Origin of the sequence: Streptomyces sp. NPDC059080 (assembly GCF_042739975.1) — a bacterium.
GTDB classification, from domain to species: domain Bacteria; phylum Actinomycetota; class Actinomycetes; order Streptomycetales; family Streptomycetaceae; genus Streptomyces; species Streptomyces benahoarensis.
On record NZ_JBHYGX010000041.1, the window covers coordinates 1 to 17,961 of the forward strand.

General features: G+C 69.9%; 15 protein-coding genes and 1 riboswitch. Of the genes, 12 read left to right on the forward strand and 3 right to left on the reverse strand.

What is annotated here, in order from left to right:
* The first annotated feature begins 190 nt into the window (after nt 1-190).
* The 10 genes from ACFWWQ_RS24685 (at nt 191) to ACFWWQ_RS24730 (ending at nt 10,756) form a co-directional block, all read left to right on the forward strand.
* Nucleotides 191-799: a CDP-alcohol phosphatidyltransferase family protein gene (locus ACFWWQ_RS24685; RefSeq protein WP_384600033.1), complete on the forward strand. Its 609-nt coding sequence runs from the start codon at nt 191-193 to the stop codon at nt 797-799.
* 115 nt (nt 800-914) lie between these two features.
* The gene (locus tag ACFWWQ_RS24690; RefSeq protein WP_384600036.1) at nt 915-3,410 is read left to right on the forward strand and encodes a sugar phosphate nucleotidyltransferase; all 2,496 of its coding nucleotides are present in this window, start codon (nt 915-917) and stop codon (nt 3,408-3,410) included.
* 75 nt (nt 3,411-3,485) lie between these two features.
* The gene (locus ACFWWQ_RS24695; RefSeq protein ID WP_384600039.1) at nt 3,486-4,421 is read left to right on the forward strand and encodes a DUF881 domain-containing protein; all 936 of its coding nucleotides are present in this window, start codon (nt 3,486-3,488) and stop codon (nt 4,419-4,421) included.
* Nucleotides 4,418-4,750, forward strand: coding sequence for a small basic family protein (locus tag ACFWWQ_RS24700; RefSeq protein WP_030282870.1), 333 nt, complete (start codon nt 4,418-4,420; stop codon nt 4,748-4,750). The genes ACFWWQ_RS24695 and ACFWWQ_RS24700 overlap by 4 nt, the downstream gene beginning before the upstream one ends.
* Nucleotides 4,751-5,028: 278 nt before the next feature.
* Nucleotides 5,029-5,931 (forward strand): DUF881 domain-containing protein, encoded by a 903-nt coding sequence (locus ACFWWQ_RS24705; RefSeq protein WP_384600042.1) that lies wholly within the window; start codon nt 5,029-5,031, stop codon nt 5,929-5,931.
* Nucleotides 5,932-6,049: 118 nt separating this feature from the next.
* The gene (locus ACFWWQ_RS24710) at nt 6,050-6,886 is read left to right on the forward strand and encodes an FHA domain-containing protein (protein ID WP_384600158.1); all 837 of its coding nucleotides are present in this window, start codon (nt 6,050-6,052) and stop codon (nt 6,884-6,886) included.
* A gap of 17 nt (nt 6,887-6,903) precedes the next feature.
* Entirely contained in the window at nt 6,904-7,650 is a 747-nt protein-coding gene (locus tag ACFWWQ_RS24715) for a MerR family transcriptional regulator (RefSeq protein WP_384600045.1), read from the forward strand.
* A 53-nt stretch (nt 7,651-7,703) separates the two neighbouring features.
* Nucleotides 7,704-8,177, forward strand: a complete 474-nt coding sequence (locus ACFWWQ_RS24720; protein WP_006606439.1) for a bifunctional nuclease family protein — start codon at nt 7,704-7,706, stop codon at nt 8,175-8,177.
* Between the two features lie 222 nt (nt 8,178-8,399).
* On the forward strand, nt 8,400-9,002 hold the full coding sequence (locus tag ACFWWQ_RS24725) for a MerR family transcriptional regulator (RefSeq protein WP_384600048.1): 603 nt from the start codon (nt 8,400-8,402) through the stop codon (nt 9,000-9,002).
* Between the two features lie 86 nt (nt 9,003-9,088).
* Nucleotides 9,089-10,756 (forward strand): DNA polymerase IV, encoded by a 1,668-nt coding sequence (locus tag ACFWWQ_RS24730; RefSeq protein ID WP_384600050.1) that lies wholly within the window; start codon nt 9,089-9,091, stop codon nt 10,754-10,756.
* Nucleotides 10,757-10,803: 47 nt separating this feature from the next.
* On the opposite strand, the gene ACFWWQ_RS24735 is transcribed toward ACFWWQ_RS24730, so the two are convergent.
* The gene (locus ACFWWQ_RS24735) at nt 10,804-11,184 is read right to left on the reverse strand and encodes a PRC-barrel domain-containing protein (RefSeq protein ID WP_384600052.1); all 381 of its coding nucleotides are present in this window, start codon (nt 11,182-11,184) and stop codon (nt 10,804-10,806) included.
* Between the two features lie 114 nt (nt 11,185-11,298).
* Nucleotides 11,299-11,395: riboswitch (glycine riboswitch) on the forward strand.
* Between the two features lie 187 nt (nt 11,396-11,582).
* On the opposite strand from ACFWWQ_RS24735, the gene gcvP reads away from it, so the two are divergent.
* On the forward strand, nt 11,583-14,468 hold the full coding sequence (gene gcvP, locus ACFWWQ_RS24740; RefSeq protein ID WP_384600055.1) for an aminomethyl-transferring glycine dehydrogenase: 2,886 nt from the start codon (nt 11,583-11,585) through the stop codon (nt 14,466-14,468).
* A gap of 61 nt (nt 14,469-14,529) precedes the next feature.
* On the opposite strand, the gene ACFWWQ_RS24745 is transcribed toward gcvP, so the two are convergent.
* Both ACFWWQ_RS24745 and ACFWWQ_RS24750 read right to left on the reverse strand, forming a co-directional pair.
* Nucleotides 14,530-14,736, reverse strand: coding sequence for a DUF5999 family protein (locus ACFWWQ_RS24745; RefSeq protein ID WP_143943666.1), 207 nt, complete (start codon nt 14,734-14,736; stop codon nt 14,530-14,532).
* 371 nt (nt 14,737-15,107) lie between these two features.
* On the reverse strand, nt 15,108-15,695 hold the full coding sequence (locus tag ACFWWQ_RS24750) for a hypothetical protein (protein WP_384600058.1): 588 nt from the start codon (nt 15,693-15,695) through the stop codon (nt 15,108-15,110).
* A 530-nt stretch (nt 15,696-16,225) separates the two neighbouring features.
* On the opposite strand from ACFWWQ_RS24750, the gene ACFWWQ_RS24755 reads away from it, so the two are divergent.
* Nucleotides 16,226-17,800: a glutamate-cysteine ligase family protein gene (locus ACFWWQ_RS24755; RefSeq protein ID WP_384600161.1), complete on the forward strand. Its 1,575-nt coding sequence runs from the start codon at nt 16,226-16,228 to the stop codon at nt 17,798-17,800.
* The last annotated feature ends 161 nt before the right edge of the window (nt 17,801-17,961 follow it).

Consider the following 17,961-nt stretch of genomic DNA (forward strand, 5'->3'; position numbering starts at 1 on the left):
ACTCTGTGGGAGAGTAGGACGCCGCCGAACAATTTTTGAGCTCCGGTCTCCGGAAACCATTCAGTGGTTTCCGGGGGCCGGAGCATTTTTGCGTTTCATGGGCAACCTGCAGACCCCAGGAGCAAACCGCTCGGGGCGGCAGGTAGGGTCAGGGAGCATTGTTGGAACATTTCCCACAGGAGGCCCCCGCGTGGAGGTCCAGGAGACGCGGGTCCACACGGATCGCGTCCTCACCATCCCGAACATTCTGAGCATGGCGCGCCTGGTCGGCGTGCCGGTTTTCCTGTGGTTGATTCTGTGGCCGGAATTCGGCGGCCCCAAGGCCGATGGCTGGGCGTTGCTCGTGCTGGCCCTGAGCGGAGTCAGCGACTATCTCGACGGTAAACTCGCCCGTCGCTGGAACCAGATCAGCAGCCTGGGACGCCTCCTCGACCCGGCCGCGGACCGGCTGTACATCCTTTCCACTCTCGTGGGACTCACCTGGCGGGAGATCCTGCCACTGTGGCTCACCGCGGCGTTGGTGGCGCGGGAACTCATGCTGCTGATCGCCGTCGGATTCCTCGGTCGGCACGGATACGGTCCGCCCCAGGTGAACTTCCTCGGCAAGGCCGCAACGTTCAACCTCATGTACGCCTTCCCGTTGCTCCTTCTCAGTGAGGGAAGTGGCTGGCTTCATACCCTCGCTGCTGTTTTCGGATGGGCTTTCGCCGGATGGGGTACGGCGCTCTACTGGTGGGCAGGAATCCTCTACGTGGTTCAGGTCCGCAGGATCATCAGGGCGGACGCCACAGCCGACTGAGCTCGCCGAACAGGCAATACCAGTGCCACCCTGGCGCCCGTACGTGAGAACAGTGGGCGATCCAGACGGGTGAAGTCGGCAAGACCGTCGTCTCTTAGAGGAGGACGCTTCCGACATGAAGGCCGTTGTGATGGCTGGTGGCGAAGGCACACGTCTTCGCCCCATGACGTCCAGCATGCCCAAACCTCTGCTCCCCGTGGCCAATAGGCCGATCATGGAGCATGTACTGCGGCTGCTGAAGCGGCACGGTCTCACCGAGACCGTGGTAACCGTGCAATTCCTCGCCTCACTCGTCCGGAACTACTTCGGCGATGGCGAAGAGCTGGGCATGGAACTGACCTATGCCAATGAGGAAAAACCCCTCGGCACCGCGGGCAGCGTGAAGAACGCCGAAGAGGCCCTGCGGGACGATACGTTCCTCGTAATTTCCGGTGACGCCCTCACTGACTTCGACCTCACCGACCTCATCCGTTTCCACAAGGAGAAGGGCGCCCTCGTCACCGTCTGTCTGACGAGGGTTCCCAACCCCCTCGAATTCGGCATCACCATCGTCGACGAGGCGGGCAAGGTCGAACGCTTCCTGGAAAAGCCCACCTGGGGCCAGGTCTTCTCGGACACCGTCAACACGGGCATCTACGTCATGGAGCCCGAGGTCTTCGACTACGTCCAGCCCGATGTCTCCGTCGACTGGTCCGGCGACGTCTTCCCCCAGCTGATGAAGGAAGGCAAGCCGATCTACGGCTATGTCGCGGAGGGCTACTGGGAGGACGTCGGCACCCACGAAAGTTATGTGAAAGCCCAGGCCGACGTCCTGGACGGCAAGGTCGACGTCGAAATCGACGGCTTCGAGATCTCGCCCGGCGTATGGGTGGCCGAAGGTGCCGATGTCCATCCCGACGCCATACTGCGCGGTCCGCTGTACATCGGGGACTACGCCAAGGTCGAAGCGGATGTGGAGATCCGCGAACACACGGTCATCGGCTCCAACGTCGTGGTGAAGAGCGGCGCGTTCCTCCATAAGGCCGTCGTGCACGACAACGTCTTCATCGGGCCCCGGACCAACCTCCGCGGCTGTGTCGTCGGGAAGAACACCGACATCATGAGCGCCGCCCGGATCGAGGACGGTGCGGTCATCGGCGACGAATGCCTCGTCGGTGAGGAATCGATCGTTCAGGGCAATGTGCGGGTCTACCCGTTCAAGACGATCGAGGCCGGTGCCTTCGTCAACACGTCGGTGATCTGGGAGTCGAAGGGGCAGGCGCATCTGTTCGGCGCCCGGGGGGTCTCCGGGATCCTCAACGTGGAAATCACGCCGGAGCTGGCCGTACGGCTCGCCGGAGCCTATGCGACCACGCTCAAGAAAGGCGCCACGGTCACCACGGCACGTGACCATTCCCGAGGCGCCCGCGCGCTCAAACGCGCCGTGATCTCCGCGCTCCAGGCCAGTGCCATAGACGTACGGGACCTGGAGAACGTGCCGCTGCCGGTCGCCCGTCAGCAGACCGCGCGGGGCAGTGCCGGCGGCATCATGGTCCGTACGACACCCGGCGTTCCCGACTCCGTCGACATCATGTTCTTCGACGCACGCGGCGCCGACCTATCCCAGGCCGGGCAGCGGAAACTTGACCGCGTCTACGCCCGTCAGGAATACCGCCGCGCCTTTCCCGGCGAAATCGGTGATCTGCGGTTCCCGTCCAGTGTCTTCGATTCGTACACCGGATCGCTGCTGCGGGCCGTTGACACCGAAGGGCTCGCGGAATCCGGGCTGAAGGTCGTCGTCGACGCGTCCAACGGCAGCGCCGGGCTGGTTCTGCCGAGCCTGTTGGGCCGCCTCGGCGTGGACGCCCTCACGATCAATCCCGGCCTGAACGAGGCGCGGCCGACCGAGACGGGCGAGGCCCGGCGCAAGGGACTCGTCCGCCTCGGCGAGATCGTCGCGTCGGCGCGGGCGGCGTTCGGAGTGCGCTTCGATCCGGTCGGCGAGCGGCTGTCGCTGGTGGACGAGCGCGGCCGGATCATCGAGGACGACCGTGCACTGCTGGTGATGCTCGATCTGATCGCCGCGGAGCGCCGCAGCGGCCGGGTGGCACTGCCCGTGACGACGACCCGCATTGCCGAGCAGGTCGCCGCGTACCACGGCACACAGGTCGAATGGACGACAACGTCGCCCGACGACCTGACGCGGGTCGGGCGGGAGGACGGCACGGTCTTCGGCGGCGACGGCCGAGGCGGCTTCATCATCCCGGAGTTCAGCAGCGTCTTCGACGGCTCCGCCGCGTTCGTGCGACTGCTCGGGCTGATCGCGCGGTCGCAGATCACGCTCAGCCAGATCGACGCGCGCATCCCGCGGGCGCACGTACGGCGCCGGGACGTCGCGACGCCTTGGGCCGTCAAGGGCCTGGTCATGCGGCACGTCGTCGAGGCCGCAGGGGACCGGTCCGTGGACACCACCGACGGCGTGCGGGTGGTGGAGGCGGACGGCCGGTGGGTGCTCGTTCTGCCCGACCCCGCGGAGGCGGTCACGCATCTGTGGGCGGAGGGTCCCGACGAAGCCTCCGCGGACCGGCTGCTGGACGAATGGTCAACGGTGGTTGACGGCGCGGGCCGCTGACCTGCACCCCACCGGCGTGCCGCGATCCGGCACGTCGGTGGGGCCATTGGGAGGCCACGCGGGCGACGTGCGACGATGTGCGGCATGTCGCAGCAGCGCCCCGATCGGAGCACCACCAGGAGACAGGCCGCGCGCCCCGACGCGTCCATGTCGCTGCTGACCAATGTGATGGATCACAGCCTCGACGACGGATACGCGGAGGCCGCCGAGCGGAAGGCCACCGCGGGTTTCGGCGGCCTTCCGCGCACGCTGCAGGCGAAGTTGGGGCTCGCCGCCGGACTGGTGCTCGCCGCGGTGGTGGTGACGGTGGGCGCCGCGCAGGCGCGGATATCCGCGCCGACGCTCGCGAAAGAGCGCGAAGAGCTGATCAACCGTATCCAGAAGGGCACCGACGAGGCCGACGCGCAGCAGCACCGGGTCGATGCCCTGCGCGACTCCGTCGACGCCATGCGGCGCGAGGCTCTGCGCCGCTACGGTGGGGACAAGGCCGAGCTGCTGGCCCTGCTGGCCGGTTCGACGCAGGTCACCGGCCGTGGCGTGAAACTCGTGATCGACGACGCCAAGGGCGCGGAGTCCGGGAACGGCGGCGGCCCCCGGGAGAGCAATGGTTTCTCCGACACCGGGCGGGTACGCGACCGGGACGTGCAGCGTGTGGTCAACGGCCTCTGGCAGTCCGGAGCGGAGGCGATCTCCGTCAACGGGCAGCGGTTGACGTCCCTGTCGGCGATCAGAGCCGCGGGAGACGCCATACTGGTCGACAACAAACCGCTGGTACCGCCGTACACGGTGCTGGCGGTGGGGGACGGGCAGCGGCTCAGTACCGCGTTCCAGGACAGCGTCGACGGCCGGTATTTGCACGTGTTGCAGGAGAACTACGGCGTGCGCACCAGGATTTCCGTGGAGAGTGAGGTCACCCTGCCGCCCGCGCCCAGTGTGATCGTACGCACAGCACAGCCGCAGACCGGCGCCACGAAGGCGGACGGCGCCGACATAGGGAAGGGCACATCGTGATCGCCGTATTGGGGCTCATCGTGGGGGTCGTGGTCGGGCTCGTGGTCCGGCCCGTGGTGCCGACGGTGGTCGAGCCCTACCTGCCGATTGCTGTGGTGGCTGCGCTGGACGCCGTGTTCGGAGGTCTGCGTGCGATGCTGGACGGCATCTTCGACGACAAGGTCTTCGTCGTGTCGTTCCTGTCGAACGTCGTGGTCGCCGCCCTGATCGTGTTCCTCGGGGACAAGCTCGGCGTAGGCGCCCAGCTCTCCACTGGCGTGGTCGTGGTGCTCGGCATCCGGATCTTCTCCAACGCCGCCGCGATCCGCCGGCACATCTTCAGGGCGTGAGGCGGATGGCGAACGACGAGACCCCCGAGCCGGAACGTTCGGCCGCTGACGGGACGCCGCGACCCGAGGGGGACACGGCTCCGGAGACGATGCCCCGCGGAGAGGTCGCGCGCCGTCCGCGGGCCGAGGCTCCCGTGAGCCGCCCGCAGGCCGGGGCTCCGGCGCGCCGTGAGCTTCCCGATGACGGTGCGGCTCCTGTACGCCGTGAGCTTCCGGAGGCGGAGGTCGCGGGCCGGGCGGCAGATCAGCCCGAGCGGCGGCCTGCGGACCGGAGGCCGATGCCGCCCGAGAGCCGACTGCGGCCGGACGCCGGGGCGGGACACGCCGGTCGGGACGGTGGGGCCGGTCCCCGCGATCCGGCGGACGGAAGCGACGCGTCCGGGGGCGCCTCGGGCGGCGGGAGCGGCGCCGGTGGGCGGCCGGACGGGGCCGCGGAGGGCGGCGACGGCGGGGAGCCGCCGATGACCGGTCGCCAGCGGCTGCGCGCCGGTCTGTGGCCGCCACGGCTGACCCGCGCTCAACTGATCGTTGCGGTGCTGCTGTTCATTCTCGGCCTGGGGCTGGCGATTCAGGTACGTTCCACGAGTGACAGCAGCGCGCTACGTGGTGCGCGCCAGGAGGATCTGGTACGCATCCTGGACGAACTGGATAACCGCTCGCAACGGTTGACGGACGAACAGCGGCGCCTGGAGGGGCAGAAGACCGAGCTGGAGAACAGCTCGGACCAGGCAGAGGAGGCGCGTAAGCAGACCGTGGAGAAGGAACAGCAGCTGGGCGTGCTGGCCGGGACTGTCGCGGCCCAGGGGCCCGGCATCAACCTGACCATCGACGACCCGACGCACTCCGTGGAGGCGGACAAGCTGCTCGACACGATCCAGGAGCTGCGTGCCGCGGGTGCCGAGGCGATTCAGGTGAACGACGTCCGTATCGTTGCGAACAGTTACCTCTCGGATGTCCGCGGCGGAGTGGAGATCGACGGCAAGAGGGTCACGCAGCCGTACCGTTTCAAGGTCATCGGGAAGCCGCAGGATCTGGAGCCGGCGCTCAACATCCCCGGTGGTGTGGTGCAGACTCTGGAAAAGGAGCAGGCCGCGGTGGGTGTCACGGGTGAGCAGAAGATCATCGTGGACGCCTTGCGAGAGGCGAAGCGGCCTGACTACGCTCGGTCGTCATCGCAGTGAGAGAGACGCGTATGGGGATGGCCCGGGAAGGGCATGAGGTAGCGGGGGGTCGACGCACCGTGTATGGGGCGTGTGAGGGAAACTGTCTGGAGGCCGCGGACGTTCACAGGATGTCCGGATCGGCCGGTGTGTGCATCGAGGGTTCGTCCTGCCCCACGGGCGGGTCTGTTTCGTACAAGGGGAATCGCCCGTGAAGTTGTTTGGAAAGCTGTTCGGCAAGAGCGCACGCCAGGAGGGTGACAGCGGCACGGCGCGGCACCGCGCCCCGCGTCAGCCCGAGGAGGGCGGCGCCGGAGCGGACCGTCCGCTCTTCCGCGATGAGGTCGCGGGTGGTCCCGGGGCAGGTGCTGGTGACCCGTCCGGTGCCGGTCGCATAGGTGCCCAGGGCTCTGCGGCGCCGGGTGCGGAAGGGGCGGCGGCCTCGACCTGCCCGAGGTGTGGTCACCGGAACGCCGAGGCGGGCAAGTTCTGTTCGCAGTGCGGCGCGCCGCTGCGTGCGGGCGCGCAGCCCGAGCGCCCGTCCGAGACGACGTCGACGATCTCGATCTCCGGTATCGAGGCGTACGACGGGGAGGCCACGGGGCAGAACCTGAGCCCGTCGCTGTCGCCCGAGGCGCAGGCGGCGGTCGACGCGCTGCCGCTGGGATCCGCGCTGCTGATCGTCCGCCGGGGGCCCAACTCCGGCAGCCGCTTCCTGCTGGACGGCGAGCTGACGACGGCGGGCCGGCATCCGCAGAGCGACATCTTCCTCGACGATGTGACGGTCTCCCGCAGTCATGTGGAGTTCCGCCGAGGTCAGGACGGTGTCTTCACTGTCTCCGACGTCGGCAGCCTCAACGGCACCTACGTCAACCGCGAGCGGATCGACTCCGTCGCTCTGGCCGGCGGTGACGAGGTGCAGATCGGTAAGTACCGCCTGGTCTTCTACCCGAGCCAGCGGGGCGCGGGGATCTGACCGGCCAGGGAAGGCATATGCGCCACACACCGACAGGTGGTGCCGGTTCGTCCGGCACCACCTCCTCGGACGGCAAGCCGGTGAGCATCGGCGCGGTGCTCGGCCTGCTGCGCGAGGAGTTCCCCGAGGTCACGATCTCCAAGATCCGTTTCTTGGAGGCCGAGGGACTCGTCGAGCCGACGCGTACGTCGTCCGGGTACCGCAAATTCACCACCGCGGATGTCCAGCGCCTCGCGAGCGTGCTGCGGATGCAGCGGGATCACTACCTCCCGCTGAAGGTCATCCGTGAGCACCTCGACGCCCAGGAGCGCGGCGAGGAGGTGCCGCTGCCCGCCCCGGCGCCCTCCAGGGACCTGGTGGAGGGCGTCCCCGAGCTGGGCGAGGAGCGGCCCGCGACGGCCCGGATCGGCCGCGCCGAGCTGCTCGCCGCCGCTGAGGTGGACGAGGCCGCGCTGGCCGAGTGGGAGTCGTACGGCCTGCTCACCGCCGATGCGGAGGGCCGCTACGGCGGCGAGGCCGTCGGTATCGCCCGGCTCGTCGCGGATCTCGGCGGTTTCGGGCTCGAACCGCGTCATCTGCGGGCCGTGAAGGCCGCCGCCGAGCGCGAGGCCGGCCTGGTGGAACAGGTCGTGGCGCCGCTGCGGCGGCACCGTAACCCGCAGACCAGGGCGCATGCGGAGGCCACGGCCAGGGAGCTGGCCACCCTCTCCGTGCGGCTGCATGCCGCGCTCGTCGAGAGCGCGCTGCGGGCCCAACTCCAGTGAGCAAATACCTGCCCGACTACCCAAACCTGCCGGGCACGTCCTAGGGTTGCTGTGTGAACGAGCTCGACGTCGTGGGTGTCCGGGTGGAAATGCCTTCCAGCCAACCGATCGTGCTCCTGCGGGAGGTGGGAGGCGATCGTTACCTGCCCATTTGGATCGGGCCGGGGGAGGCCACCGCCATCGCCTTCGCCCAGCAGGGCATGGTCCCTGCCAGGCCGCTGACGCACGACCTTTTCAAGGACGTGCTGGAAGCGGTGGGCCAGGAGCTGACGCAGGTCCGCATCACGGATCTGCGCGAGGGGGTGTTCTATGCCGAGCTGGTCTTCGCCAGCGGGGTGGAGGTCAGTGCACGGCCGTCCGACGCGATAGCGCTGGCGCTGCGCACCGGTACGCCGATCTTCGGCACCGACGGTGTGTTGGACGACGCGGGCATCGCCATTCCGGACGAGCAGGAGGACGAGGTGGAGAAGTTCCGCGAGTTCCTCGACCAGATCTCGCCCGAGGATTTCGGCACCAACAGCCAGTGACAGCGGCCGGTGGCGGCGCTTCCATGGGCTCCGCAAGAAACCGGCCATCGGCTGAAGTTTTCGGCCAACCGACTACGCCTTCCCCGTCTCGGGGTACGAGAAACCACTCGTGGGGTGATTATCACTCGGCGTGGCGAGCGCGGCGATCGTTGACGCACCCCGAGCGACTGCATACCGTCGATACGGCAGGTCCCGTCCGGGACGTGGAGGACGGAGGGCGGCGTGGCAATCACCGGTGACGGTACGGCGGAGGGGGCGTTGCCGCTCCCTCCGGGTGTGGTGGCGGACCGAGCCCCGGTACAGGCCGCCGCGGTGTCGGCGGAGCGTGGAACGGCGATCATCGGTTACCGCGGACCGACCGCGTGTGCGGCCGCGGGCATCACCTACCGGCAGCTCGACTACTGGGCGCGTACCGGCCTGGTGGAGCCGAGTGTTCGCCCGGCGTACGGCTCGGGGACCCAGCGGCTCTACAGCTTCCGGGACGTCGTCGTGCTGAAGATCGTCAAGCGGCTGCTGGACACGGGCGTGTCGCTCCAGAACATCCGCACCGCGGTGCAGCACCTGCGCTCCCGGGGCCTGGCCGATCTGACGCGGATGACGCTGATGAGCGACGGCGCGACGGTCTACGAATGCACCTCCCCGGATCAGGTGGTCGATCTCCTCCAGGGCGGTCAGGGCGTTTTCGGCATCGCCATCGGCGTGGTGTGGCGGGACGTGGAGAGCGCGCTGTCCCAGCTGCACGGTGAGCGGGTGGACACGGGCGAGACCCTGGTCGGGCAGAACCCGCACGACGAGCTGGCCCGGCGGCGCAACCGCGCGGGCTGAGCCCCGGCCGCCTCCGGGCGGCCTTCGGCGGACGTTCCGGCCCTGCTCGGGGCCGATTGTCAGTGGCATGCGGCAGCATCGGTTGTGTGAGACGTGCGCCGACGATTCTGCATCTCGACATGGATGCGTTCTTCGCGGCCGCCGAGCAGGCGGCCAAGCCCAGCCTGCGCGGTAAGCCGGTGGTCGTGGGCGGAATCGGGCCGCGCGGCGTCGTCTCGACCGCGTCGTACGAGGCACGGGTTTTCGGGGTGCGGTCGGCGATGCCTACGGCCCAGGCACGCAGGCTGTGCCCCAATGCCGCCTATCTCAGTCCGCGCTTCTCCGTCTACCGGCAGGTCAGCGGCAGCGTCATGGAGCTGCTGCACGCGCTGTCGCCGCTGGTCGAGCCGTTGAGCCTGGACGAGGCGTTTGTCGACCTGGAGGCGGGCGGCGTCGCGGCCGACTCCGCCGCCTCCCGCGCGGTCGGCGAGCAGCTGCGGCGCGACATCAGGGCTGTCACGGGGCTGACGGGCTCGGTGGGGCTGGCCGGGGCCAAGATGCTCGCCAAGATCGCATCGGAGGCAGCCAAGCCGGATGGCCTGCGGATCATCGAGCCGGGCACCGAGCGCGAGCTGCTGGGGCCGATGACCGTCCGCACCCTGCCGGGTGTCGGACCGGCGACGGCCGAGGCGCTGCGCCGGGCAGGGATCACGACCGTCGCGGAGACCGCCGAGGCGGGGGAGGCGGAGCTGGTGCGGTTGCTGGGGAGGGCGCACGGGGCGGGGCTGTACGCGATGGCGCTGGGCCGGGACGACCGGCCGGTCGTCGCCGAGCGGGACGCGAAGTCGGTGTCGGTGGAGGACACCTTCGAGGTCGACCTCACCGACCGCACCCGGGTGCGCAACGAGCTGGTGCGGCTGGCGGAGCGGTGTGTGCAGCGGCTGCGGGCCGCCGGTCGCTCCGGCCGCACGGTCGTGATCAAGGTACGGAACTACGACTTCTCGACCCTGACGCGGTCGGAGACGCTGCGAGGGCCCACCGATGACCCGGCGGTGGTGCGGGAGGCGGCGCTCCGCCTGCTGGACCTGGTGGACACCACGGGCGGGGTGCGGCTGCTGGGGGTGGGGGTGAGCGGGCTGGCCGACTTCACACAGGAGGATTTGTTCGCCCAGCTGGCCACGGAGCGGGAGGCCGTCGAAGCCGCTCAGCTGGCCCTGGGGGCGGCTGCGGAGGGTGGCGAGGAGCGGGGCGGGGCGGAGCCGGAGGAGGAGCGGCCGCGGCGGTGGCACCCCGGGCTGGACGTCGTCCATGACGAGTACGGCGCCGGATGGGTGCAGGGCAGCGGGGTGGGACGGGTGACGGTGCGCTTCGAGCAGCCGTGGTCGGCGCCGGGGCGGGTACGGACCTTCGCCGTGGACGATCCGGCGCTACGGCCGGGAGAGCCGCTGCCGCTGGTGGGTGGCGCGCCGACGGCGGGTCCCGTACGGGGTGAGGCAGCGCCGGTCATGGGCGGAGAGAGCGGGCCGAGCGGGATATTCGGCCGCCCGATATCCGGCGGTCCGGAGTCGTACGACCAGGAATCGGGCCCTCTGGAGTCGGACGACCTGGGGTCGGGCCTCCTGGAGTCGGGCCGGGCGGAGTCGGGTCACCAGGAGCCGGACTGCCCGAAGCCTGACCGGGCAGGGGCGTCGCCCGATGGCGAGCCCGCACGTGGGGTGGCTTCCCCCGGCCCGTCGACGATCTCCTCCTCGGGAGGCGCCTGCCGCGGCTCGTAGTGCGTCGGCCGGGCGCGGATCGTCGGGCTGTGTATCAGGGACGGCCGTCAGCCGTCCGACCCCGCGATGTTGCCGAAGTTCTTGTCGGCGGGGGGACGGTCGACGTCCGCCGGGGAGGTGAGGTCCAGCCGGTAGTGGTGGTAGAGCTGGAGTTCCTGTTCGGGGGAGAGGTGGCGGCCGACGCCGAAGTCGGGGGCGTCCTTGATCAGCTTGCGGTCGTAGGGGATGCGCAGGGCGTCGTCGACCAGACGGCTCGGCTCCAGGGGGACGAAGGCATCGCGGCTGAAAAGACCGGTGCGCACTGCCGCCCATTCGGGTTCGCCGGTCGCGTCGTCGAGGTAGACCTCGTCCACGGTGCCGATCTTGGCGCCTTGGCGGTCGTATGCCTTGCGGCCGATCAGGCTCCGCGGGTCGATATCGGTTTGCACGGCCCCTCCAAGTGGTCGCAACTGCATTGTGACACCTACCAAACGGCACATTTCTTATGTCGGCCACTCGAAGGATCGCCCAGATGACGCGCTGGTAGGCTGGCAAATGGCCGCTGACCCCGTGCGGGAGAGTCCATGTCGTTCACGGCGCGGACGCCGAAGGAGCAAATCCTCCCCGGAAACTCTCAGGCACACGTACCGCTCGGACGAGGTCACTCTGGAAAGCAGGGCGGGCCACGGACGACGCAGCGCCGGAACCCCTCCTCACCGACGGTGAAAGCCGGGCCGCAGCGGTGGGCCGGTGAAGCTCTCAGGTTGAGATGACAGAGGGGGAGGCCGTCCGGGCACCAGCGCCGTGGTGCCCCTCGTAGGTCGTTGAGACCAGGAGGCCCCCGCAGATGACCACCAATCGCATCCCTCTGGCCGAGCTGGAGGGCGGTACGCCCTTCGAGCACCGGCACATCGGTCCGGACCATGAGGCGCAGGCGAAGATGCTCGCGCAGGTCGGATTCGGTTCGCTGGACGAGCTGACCGCGGCCGCCGTGCCCGATGTGATCAAGAGTGCCCAGGCGCTGGGGCTACCGCAGGGCCGTTCGGAGGCGGACGTCCTCGCCGAGCTGCGCGCCCTCGCCCAGCGCAACCAGGTTCTGTCGTCCATGATCGGCCTCGGCTACCACGGCACGTTCACGCCGCCGGTGATCCTGCGCAACGTCATGGAGAACCCCGCCTGGTACACGGCATACACCCCGTACCAGCCGGAGATCTCGCAGGGCCGGCTGGAGGCGCTGCTGAACTTCCAGACGATGGTCGCCGACCTCACCGGCCTGCCCACCTCGGGCGCGTCGCTCCTCGACGAGGGCACCGCCGCCGCCGAGGCCATGGCGCTCTCCAGGCGGGTCGGCAAGGTCAAGCAGGGCGTCTTCCTCGTCGACGCCGACTGCCTGCCGCAGACCATCGCCGTCATCCGGACGCGCGCCGAGCCCACCGGCGTCGAGGTCGTCGTCGCCGACCTCGGTGACGGCATCCCGGCGGAGATCGCCGAGCGCGGCGTTTTCGGTGTGCTGCTGCAGTACCCCGGGGCGTCCGGCGCGGTCCGCGACCCCCGCCAGGTCATCGCGCAGGCCCAGGAGCTGGGCGCCGTCGTCACCGTCGCCGCCGACCTGCTGGCCCTGACCCTCCTCACCTCGCCGGGCGAGCTGGGCGCCGACATCGCGGTGGGCACCACCCAGCGCTTCGGCGTCCCGATGGGCTTCGGCGGCCCGCACGCCGGTTTCATGGCCGTACGCGAGAAGTTCGCCCGGAGCCTGCCCGGCCGCCTGGTCGGCGTCTCGGTCGACGCCGACGGCGCCAAGGCGTACCGGCTCGCCCTGCAGACCCGTGAGCAGCACATCCGCCGTGAGAAAGCCACCAGCAACATCTGCACCGCGCAGGTGCTGCTCGCCGTCATGGCCGGAATGTATGCGGTCTACCACGGTCCGGACGGGCTGGCCGCCATCGCCCGCCGTACCCACCGCTACGCCACAGTCCTCGCCGAGGGCCTGAAGGCCGGTGGCGTGGAGCTGCTGCACGGCGCGTACTTCGACACCGTGACCGCCCGGGTGCCGGGACGGGCCGCCGACGTCGTCGCCGCGGCCCGGGACGCCGGTGTCAACCTCCGCCAGGTCGACGTGGACCACGTCGGCATCGCCTGCGACGAGACCACCGGCCGGGCGCAGCTCGCCGCCGTCTGGCGCGCCTTCGGCCTCTCCGGCGACGTCGAGCAGCTGGACGCCGCGGCCGCGGATGTGCTGCCCGAGGGCCTGCTGCGCACCGACGGCTACCTCACCCACCCCGTCTTCCACCAGCACCGTTCCGAGACCGCGATGCTGCGCTACCTGCGCCGCCTGTCCGACAAGGACTACGCGCTCGACCGCGGCATGATCCCGCTCGGCTCCTGCACGATGAAGCTGAACGCGACGACGGAGATGGAGCCGGTCACCTGGCCGGAGTTCGGGCAGCTGCACCCCTTCGCCCCCGCCGAGCAGGCGCAGGGCTACCTCACGCTGATCCAGGAGCTGGAGGAGCGGCTGGCCACCGTCACCGGCTACGACAAGGTCTCCCTCCAGCCGAACGCCGGATCCCAGGGTGAGCTGGCCGGTCTGCTGGCGGTGCGCGCATACCACCGCGCCAACGGCGACGAGCAGCGCACCGTCTGCCTCATCCCGTCGTCGGCGCACGGCACCAACGCCGCGAGCGCTGTGATGGCCGGCATGAAGGTCGTCGTCGTCAAGACCGGCGAGGACGGCGAGGTCGACACCGAGGACCTGCACGCCAAGATCGACAAGCACCGTGACGAGCTGGCCGTTCTGATGGTCACGTACCCGTCGACGCACGGTGTGTTCGAGGAGCACATCAGTGAGATCTGCGCGGCGGTGCACGACGCGGGCGGCCAGGTCTACGTGGACGGCGCCAACCTCAACGCGCTGGTCGGGCTCGCCGAGCCCGGGAAGTTCGGCGGCGACGTCTCGCACCTGAACCTTCACAAGACCTTCTGCATCCCGCACGGCGGCGGTGGCCCCGGCGTCGGCCCGGTCGGTGTCCGCGCCCACCTCGCGCCGTACCTGCCCAACCACCCGTTGCAGCCCACCGCGGGCCCGGAGACCGGCGTCGGCCCGATCTCCGCCGCGCCCTGGGGTTCGGCCGGAATTCTGCCGATCTCCTGGGCGTACGTCCGCCTCATGGGCGGCGAGGGCCTCAAGCGCGCCACGCAGGTCGCGGTGCTCTCCGCGAACTACATTGCCAAGCGCCTGGAGCCGCACTTCCCGGTGCTCTACGCCGGTCCCGGCGGGCTGGTCGCGCACGAGTGCATCATCGACGTCCGGCCGCTGACCAAGGCCACGGGCGTGAGCATCGACGACGTCGCCAAGCGCCTCATCGACTACGGCTTCCACGCCCCGACGATGTCGTTCCCGGTGGCCGGCACGCTGATGATCGAGCCGACCGAGAGCGAGGACCTCACCGAGCTGGACCGCTTCTGCGACGCGATGATCGCGATCCGCGCGGAGATCGAAAAGGTAGGCACCGGCGAGTGGGACAAGGATGACAACCCGCTGTGCAACGCCCCGCACACCGCGGGTGCGCTCGGCGGTGAGTGGTCGCACTCGTACACCCGCGAGGAGGCCGTCTTCCCGGCGGGTGTCGTGGCGGCGGAGAAGTACTGGCCGCCGGTCCGCCGCATCGACGGTGCCTTCGGCGACCGTAACCTCGTCTGCTCCTGCCCGCCGCTGACGGAGTACGACGTCTGACGCCCGCACAGCGATGAGGGCCCTCGGCGATCGCGCCGGGGGCCCTTTGACGTGCGACGGGTCAGACGGTGGTGGCGACCCGGTTCGTGCCGTCCGGACGGTGCGGGGCGATGACCTGACCGTCCGGCAGAAGCTCACCGGTGTCCTCGAAGAGGAGGACGCCGTTGCACAACAGGCTCCAGCCCTGCTCCGGGTGGTGCGCCACGGGATGCGCGGCTTCCCGGTCGGTGGAGTCGGCTGACGGGCAGGGCGGCTGGTGCTGACACATGGGCGTTGTCTTTCGCTGCGAATGGGTGAACGTCGTCGTGCGGCTCGATGAGCGTGAAGTGGTCATGGCCGCTTCCCCCGTTTTCCTTCGGTTGGACTCAGTGTTGCCCCGCGGACGGATTTCCGCAGGGATTTCGCAGCAGTGGTACGCACTCGATACGGACGTGTCACCCGTGCGGGCGGTTGCTCCCAAATGCGCACCTTGCCAGGGGGGTTGAGGGGAGGGGCGGCGGACGGTTGCACGTGGGTCGCACAGCCGAGCGCCCCGCGGCCTCGGGGGCTCGCGGGGCGCTCGGCCGCGCGGTGCGTACGCCGTGCGGAGGGCGCCGGTCCGGCGGTCCGTGTCCGTCGGACGGTCGCTTCCGGACGCGCTCAGGCGGTGGAGCCGAGGAGCGGTGGCGGGGCGAGCCGGTCGCTGAGCCGGGGCAGGAGGTCGGCCACCCGCTGCGGGAGGTGCGCGGCGATCCCGGGCGGTGCGGGGGCCAGCGGCACCAGGAGATCGCCCGCGGCCGGCAGCCCCGAGGTGCCGTCGGAGGCGGTGTCGTGGTGCAGCCACAGCGTCAGCATGTACAGCTCCGGTACGGACAGCAGCCGCGGCTGGTACGCGGCGCTGAGCGATTCGGCCTGGTGAAGGGCCTGTTCGGTCGCCGTGACGTACGGGCCGCCGCAGAAGTGGGCGAACGCCCAGCCGTCTGCCGTCAGCCGTGCCTCGGCTGCGGCGACCGGCCGCTCGCCGCCGAGCACCAGGAAGCGCCACCCGGCCAGGCGGGTGCGGGACGGGGCGCCGGTGCGGCCGATGCCGTCCAGGACGTGGACCGGGAGCGGGTGGTCGGCGCTGAGCGGTCCCTGATGCGCGCGGAGTGCGGCGGGGCGGGCCTCGCGGACGGCGCTGGGCGCGCCGAGAGCGGTGAGAACGCTGCGCAGGGCGGGTGCGGGGGCAGCGGGTACGTGCAGCGGCATGGTGGTCGCCTCTCACTTGGGAGACACGGTGAGGCACGGCAGACGCGGACGGCGTTGTCAGCGTGCGGGGTCGGAGCCGGGCGCGTATCTCCGCGCAGGGGCGCGCAACGCGACACGGGGCCAAGTCTCCGCCTCGTGGACGGAGTTTATACGACATATGTTCCCGCGGTGTTTCCGGTAATCGTTCCCATGATTTCCGGCAAGAGGTAATCCGGACCCATGAAGGAGACGTTTTCTCCTTCTTTGTGTGGAGGGCGGGCGAATCGCCTCGATACCCTCTCGTCAGGCGGTAGGCCGAATCTTCCCGATGGATATCCGGAGAATTGTCGGCGGCGGTTGTCGCTGCAATATGCCAACGGTACGTGCCGGGCTCTCCGCCACTTCGAGCCTATCGGGCAGCCGAACGCCCTCAAGGCGTTATGGATCAGATCACCGGGGCATCATCGACCGTGATGCGTGCCCCGGTGGTGCCGGGGACGGCCCCGGACGGCCCGTGGCTGCGGGCCGTCCACTGGAGGAAGGACCCTTCGATGGGGGAGAAGGTCGCCGCGGACGGCATCGGCCTGGCGGACCGGGAGCGTTATCGAAGAAAGCTTCAGGAGTGTCTTGAGGGGTTGGCGAGGCTGCTGGGAGAGAAAAGGTTCGACCGGCCGAAGAATCTGGTGGGCTTGGAGATCGAACTCAATCTCGCCGGGGCCGACGGGCTGCCCCGGATGATGAACTCCCAGGTGTTGGAGCGTATTGCGAGCCAGGATTTCCAGACCGAACTCGCCCGCTGCAATCTCGAAGTGAACATCACCCCGCACCGGCTGCACGGGCAGGTCTTCGAGCAGCTTGCCGAGGAACTCCGCACCGCGCTCGCCTATGCCGACCGCAAAGCCCGCGAAGTGGCTGCCCGGATCGTGATGATCGGTATTCTGCCGACCCTGGAAACCACCGATCTCACCGCCGCAAGCCTCTCCGAGAACGACCGCTATTTCCTGCTCAACGACGAAATGCGGTCGGCGCGCGGCGAGGACTTTGCGCTCGACATCCAGGGCGTCGAACGGCTCATCGCCCGATCGCCGTCGATAGCCCCGGAGGCCGCATGCACCTCCGTACAGCTGCATCTCCAGGTGACGCCCGGCCGGTTCGCCGCGGTGTGGAACGCGGCCCAGGCCCTCGTCGCCGTCCAGGTGGCCGTCGGTGCCAACTCGCCGTTCTTCTTCGGCCGTGAGCTGTGGCGCGAATCGAGGCCGCCGGTCTTCCAGCAGTCCACCGACACCCGGCCACCGGAACTCCAGGCGCAGGGGGTGCGCCCGCGTACCTGGTTCGGGGAGCGCTGGATCGATTCGGCGTACGACCTCTTCGAGGAGAACGTTCGGTACTTCCCGCCGCTGCTGCCGCTTTGCGGAACACAGCACCCGCTGCGTGTCCTCGACGCGGGCGGGGTGCCCGACCTGGCGGAGCTGGTGCTGCACAACGGCACCGTCTACCGGTGGAACCGTCCGGTGTATGCGGTCGCCGACGGCGTACCGCATCTGCGGGTCGAGAACCGTGTGCTGCCGGCCGGTCCCACCGTCGCCGATGTCCTCGCCAACACCGCCTTCTACTACGGGTTGGTGCGGGCGCTCGCCGAGGAGCCGCGTCCGGTGTGGACCCGGCTGCCGTTCGCCGCTGCCGCGGAGAACTTCGCCGCCGCCTGTCGCCACGGCATCGACGCCACGCTGCGCTGGCCGCGTCCGGGGCGGGGCGGGGTCGCGGAGATACCGGTGACGCGGCTGGTCCGGCAGGAGCTGCTGCCGCTGGCCGCCGCCGGGCTGGACGCCTGGGGCGTCGAACCGGCCGACCGGGACCGCTACCTCGGCATCATCGAGGAACGCTGCGCCCGCCGCACCAACGGCGCCTCCTGGCAGACCGCCGCCTACCATCATGCGCGGGAACAGGGCCTGGACCGCGGGGCCGCACTGGCCGCGATGACCCGCCGCTACGGCGAACTGATGCGGTCCGGCGAGCCGGTGCACACCTGGCCCGTCGCCTGGCCCGCGGTCCGCCGGACCGTACCGCCGCCGCGCCGCGCGGAAGCGAACGGGTGGGGGAGCGGGGAGAGGGCGGACGAGGGGTGAGACGGGGAGGCTTGGTGCGGGGCTGACCGGTGGGGAGACCCGGGAAGCGGCTTGCCCCGGGGGCCGTGAGCCGGGTGGCTGACCTTTGGGGTACGGGCCGTCGGCGGCTCGCCCCGGGGACGAGGCCGGGAGCCGCCCGCCTTCGGGCAGGTCCTGTGCGC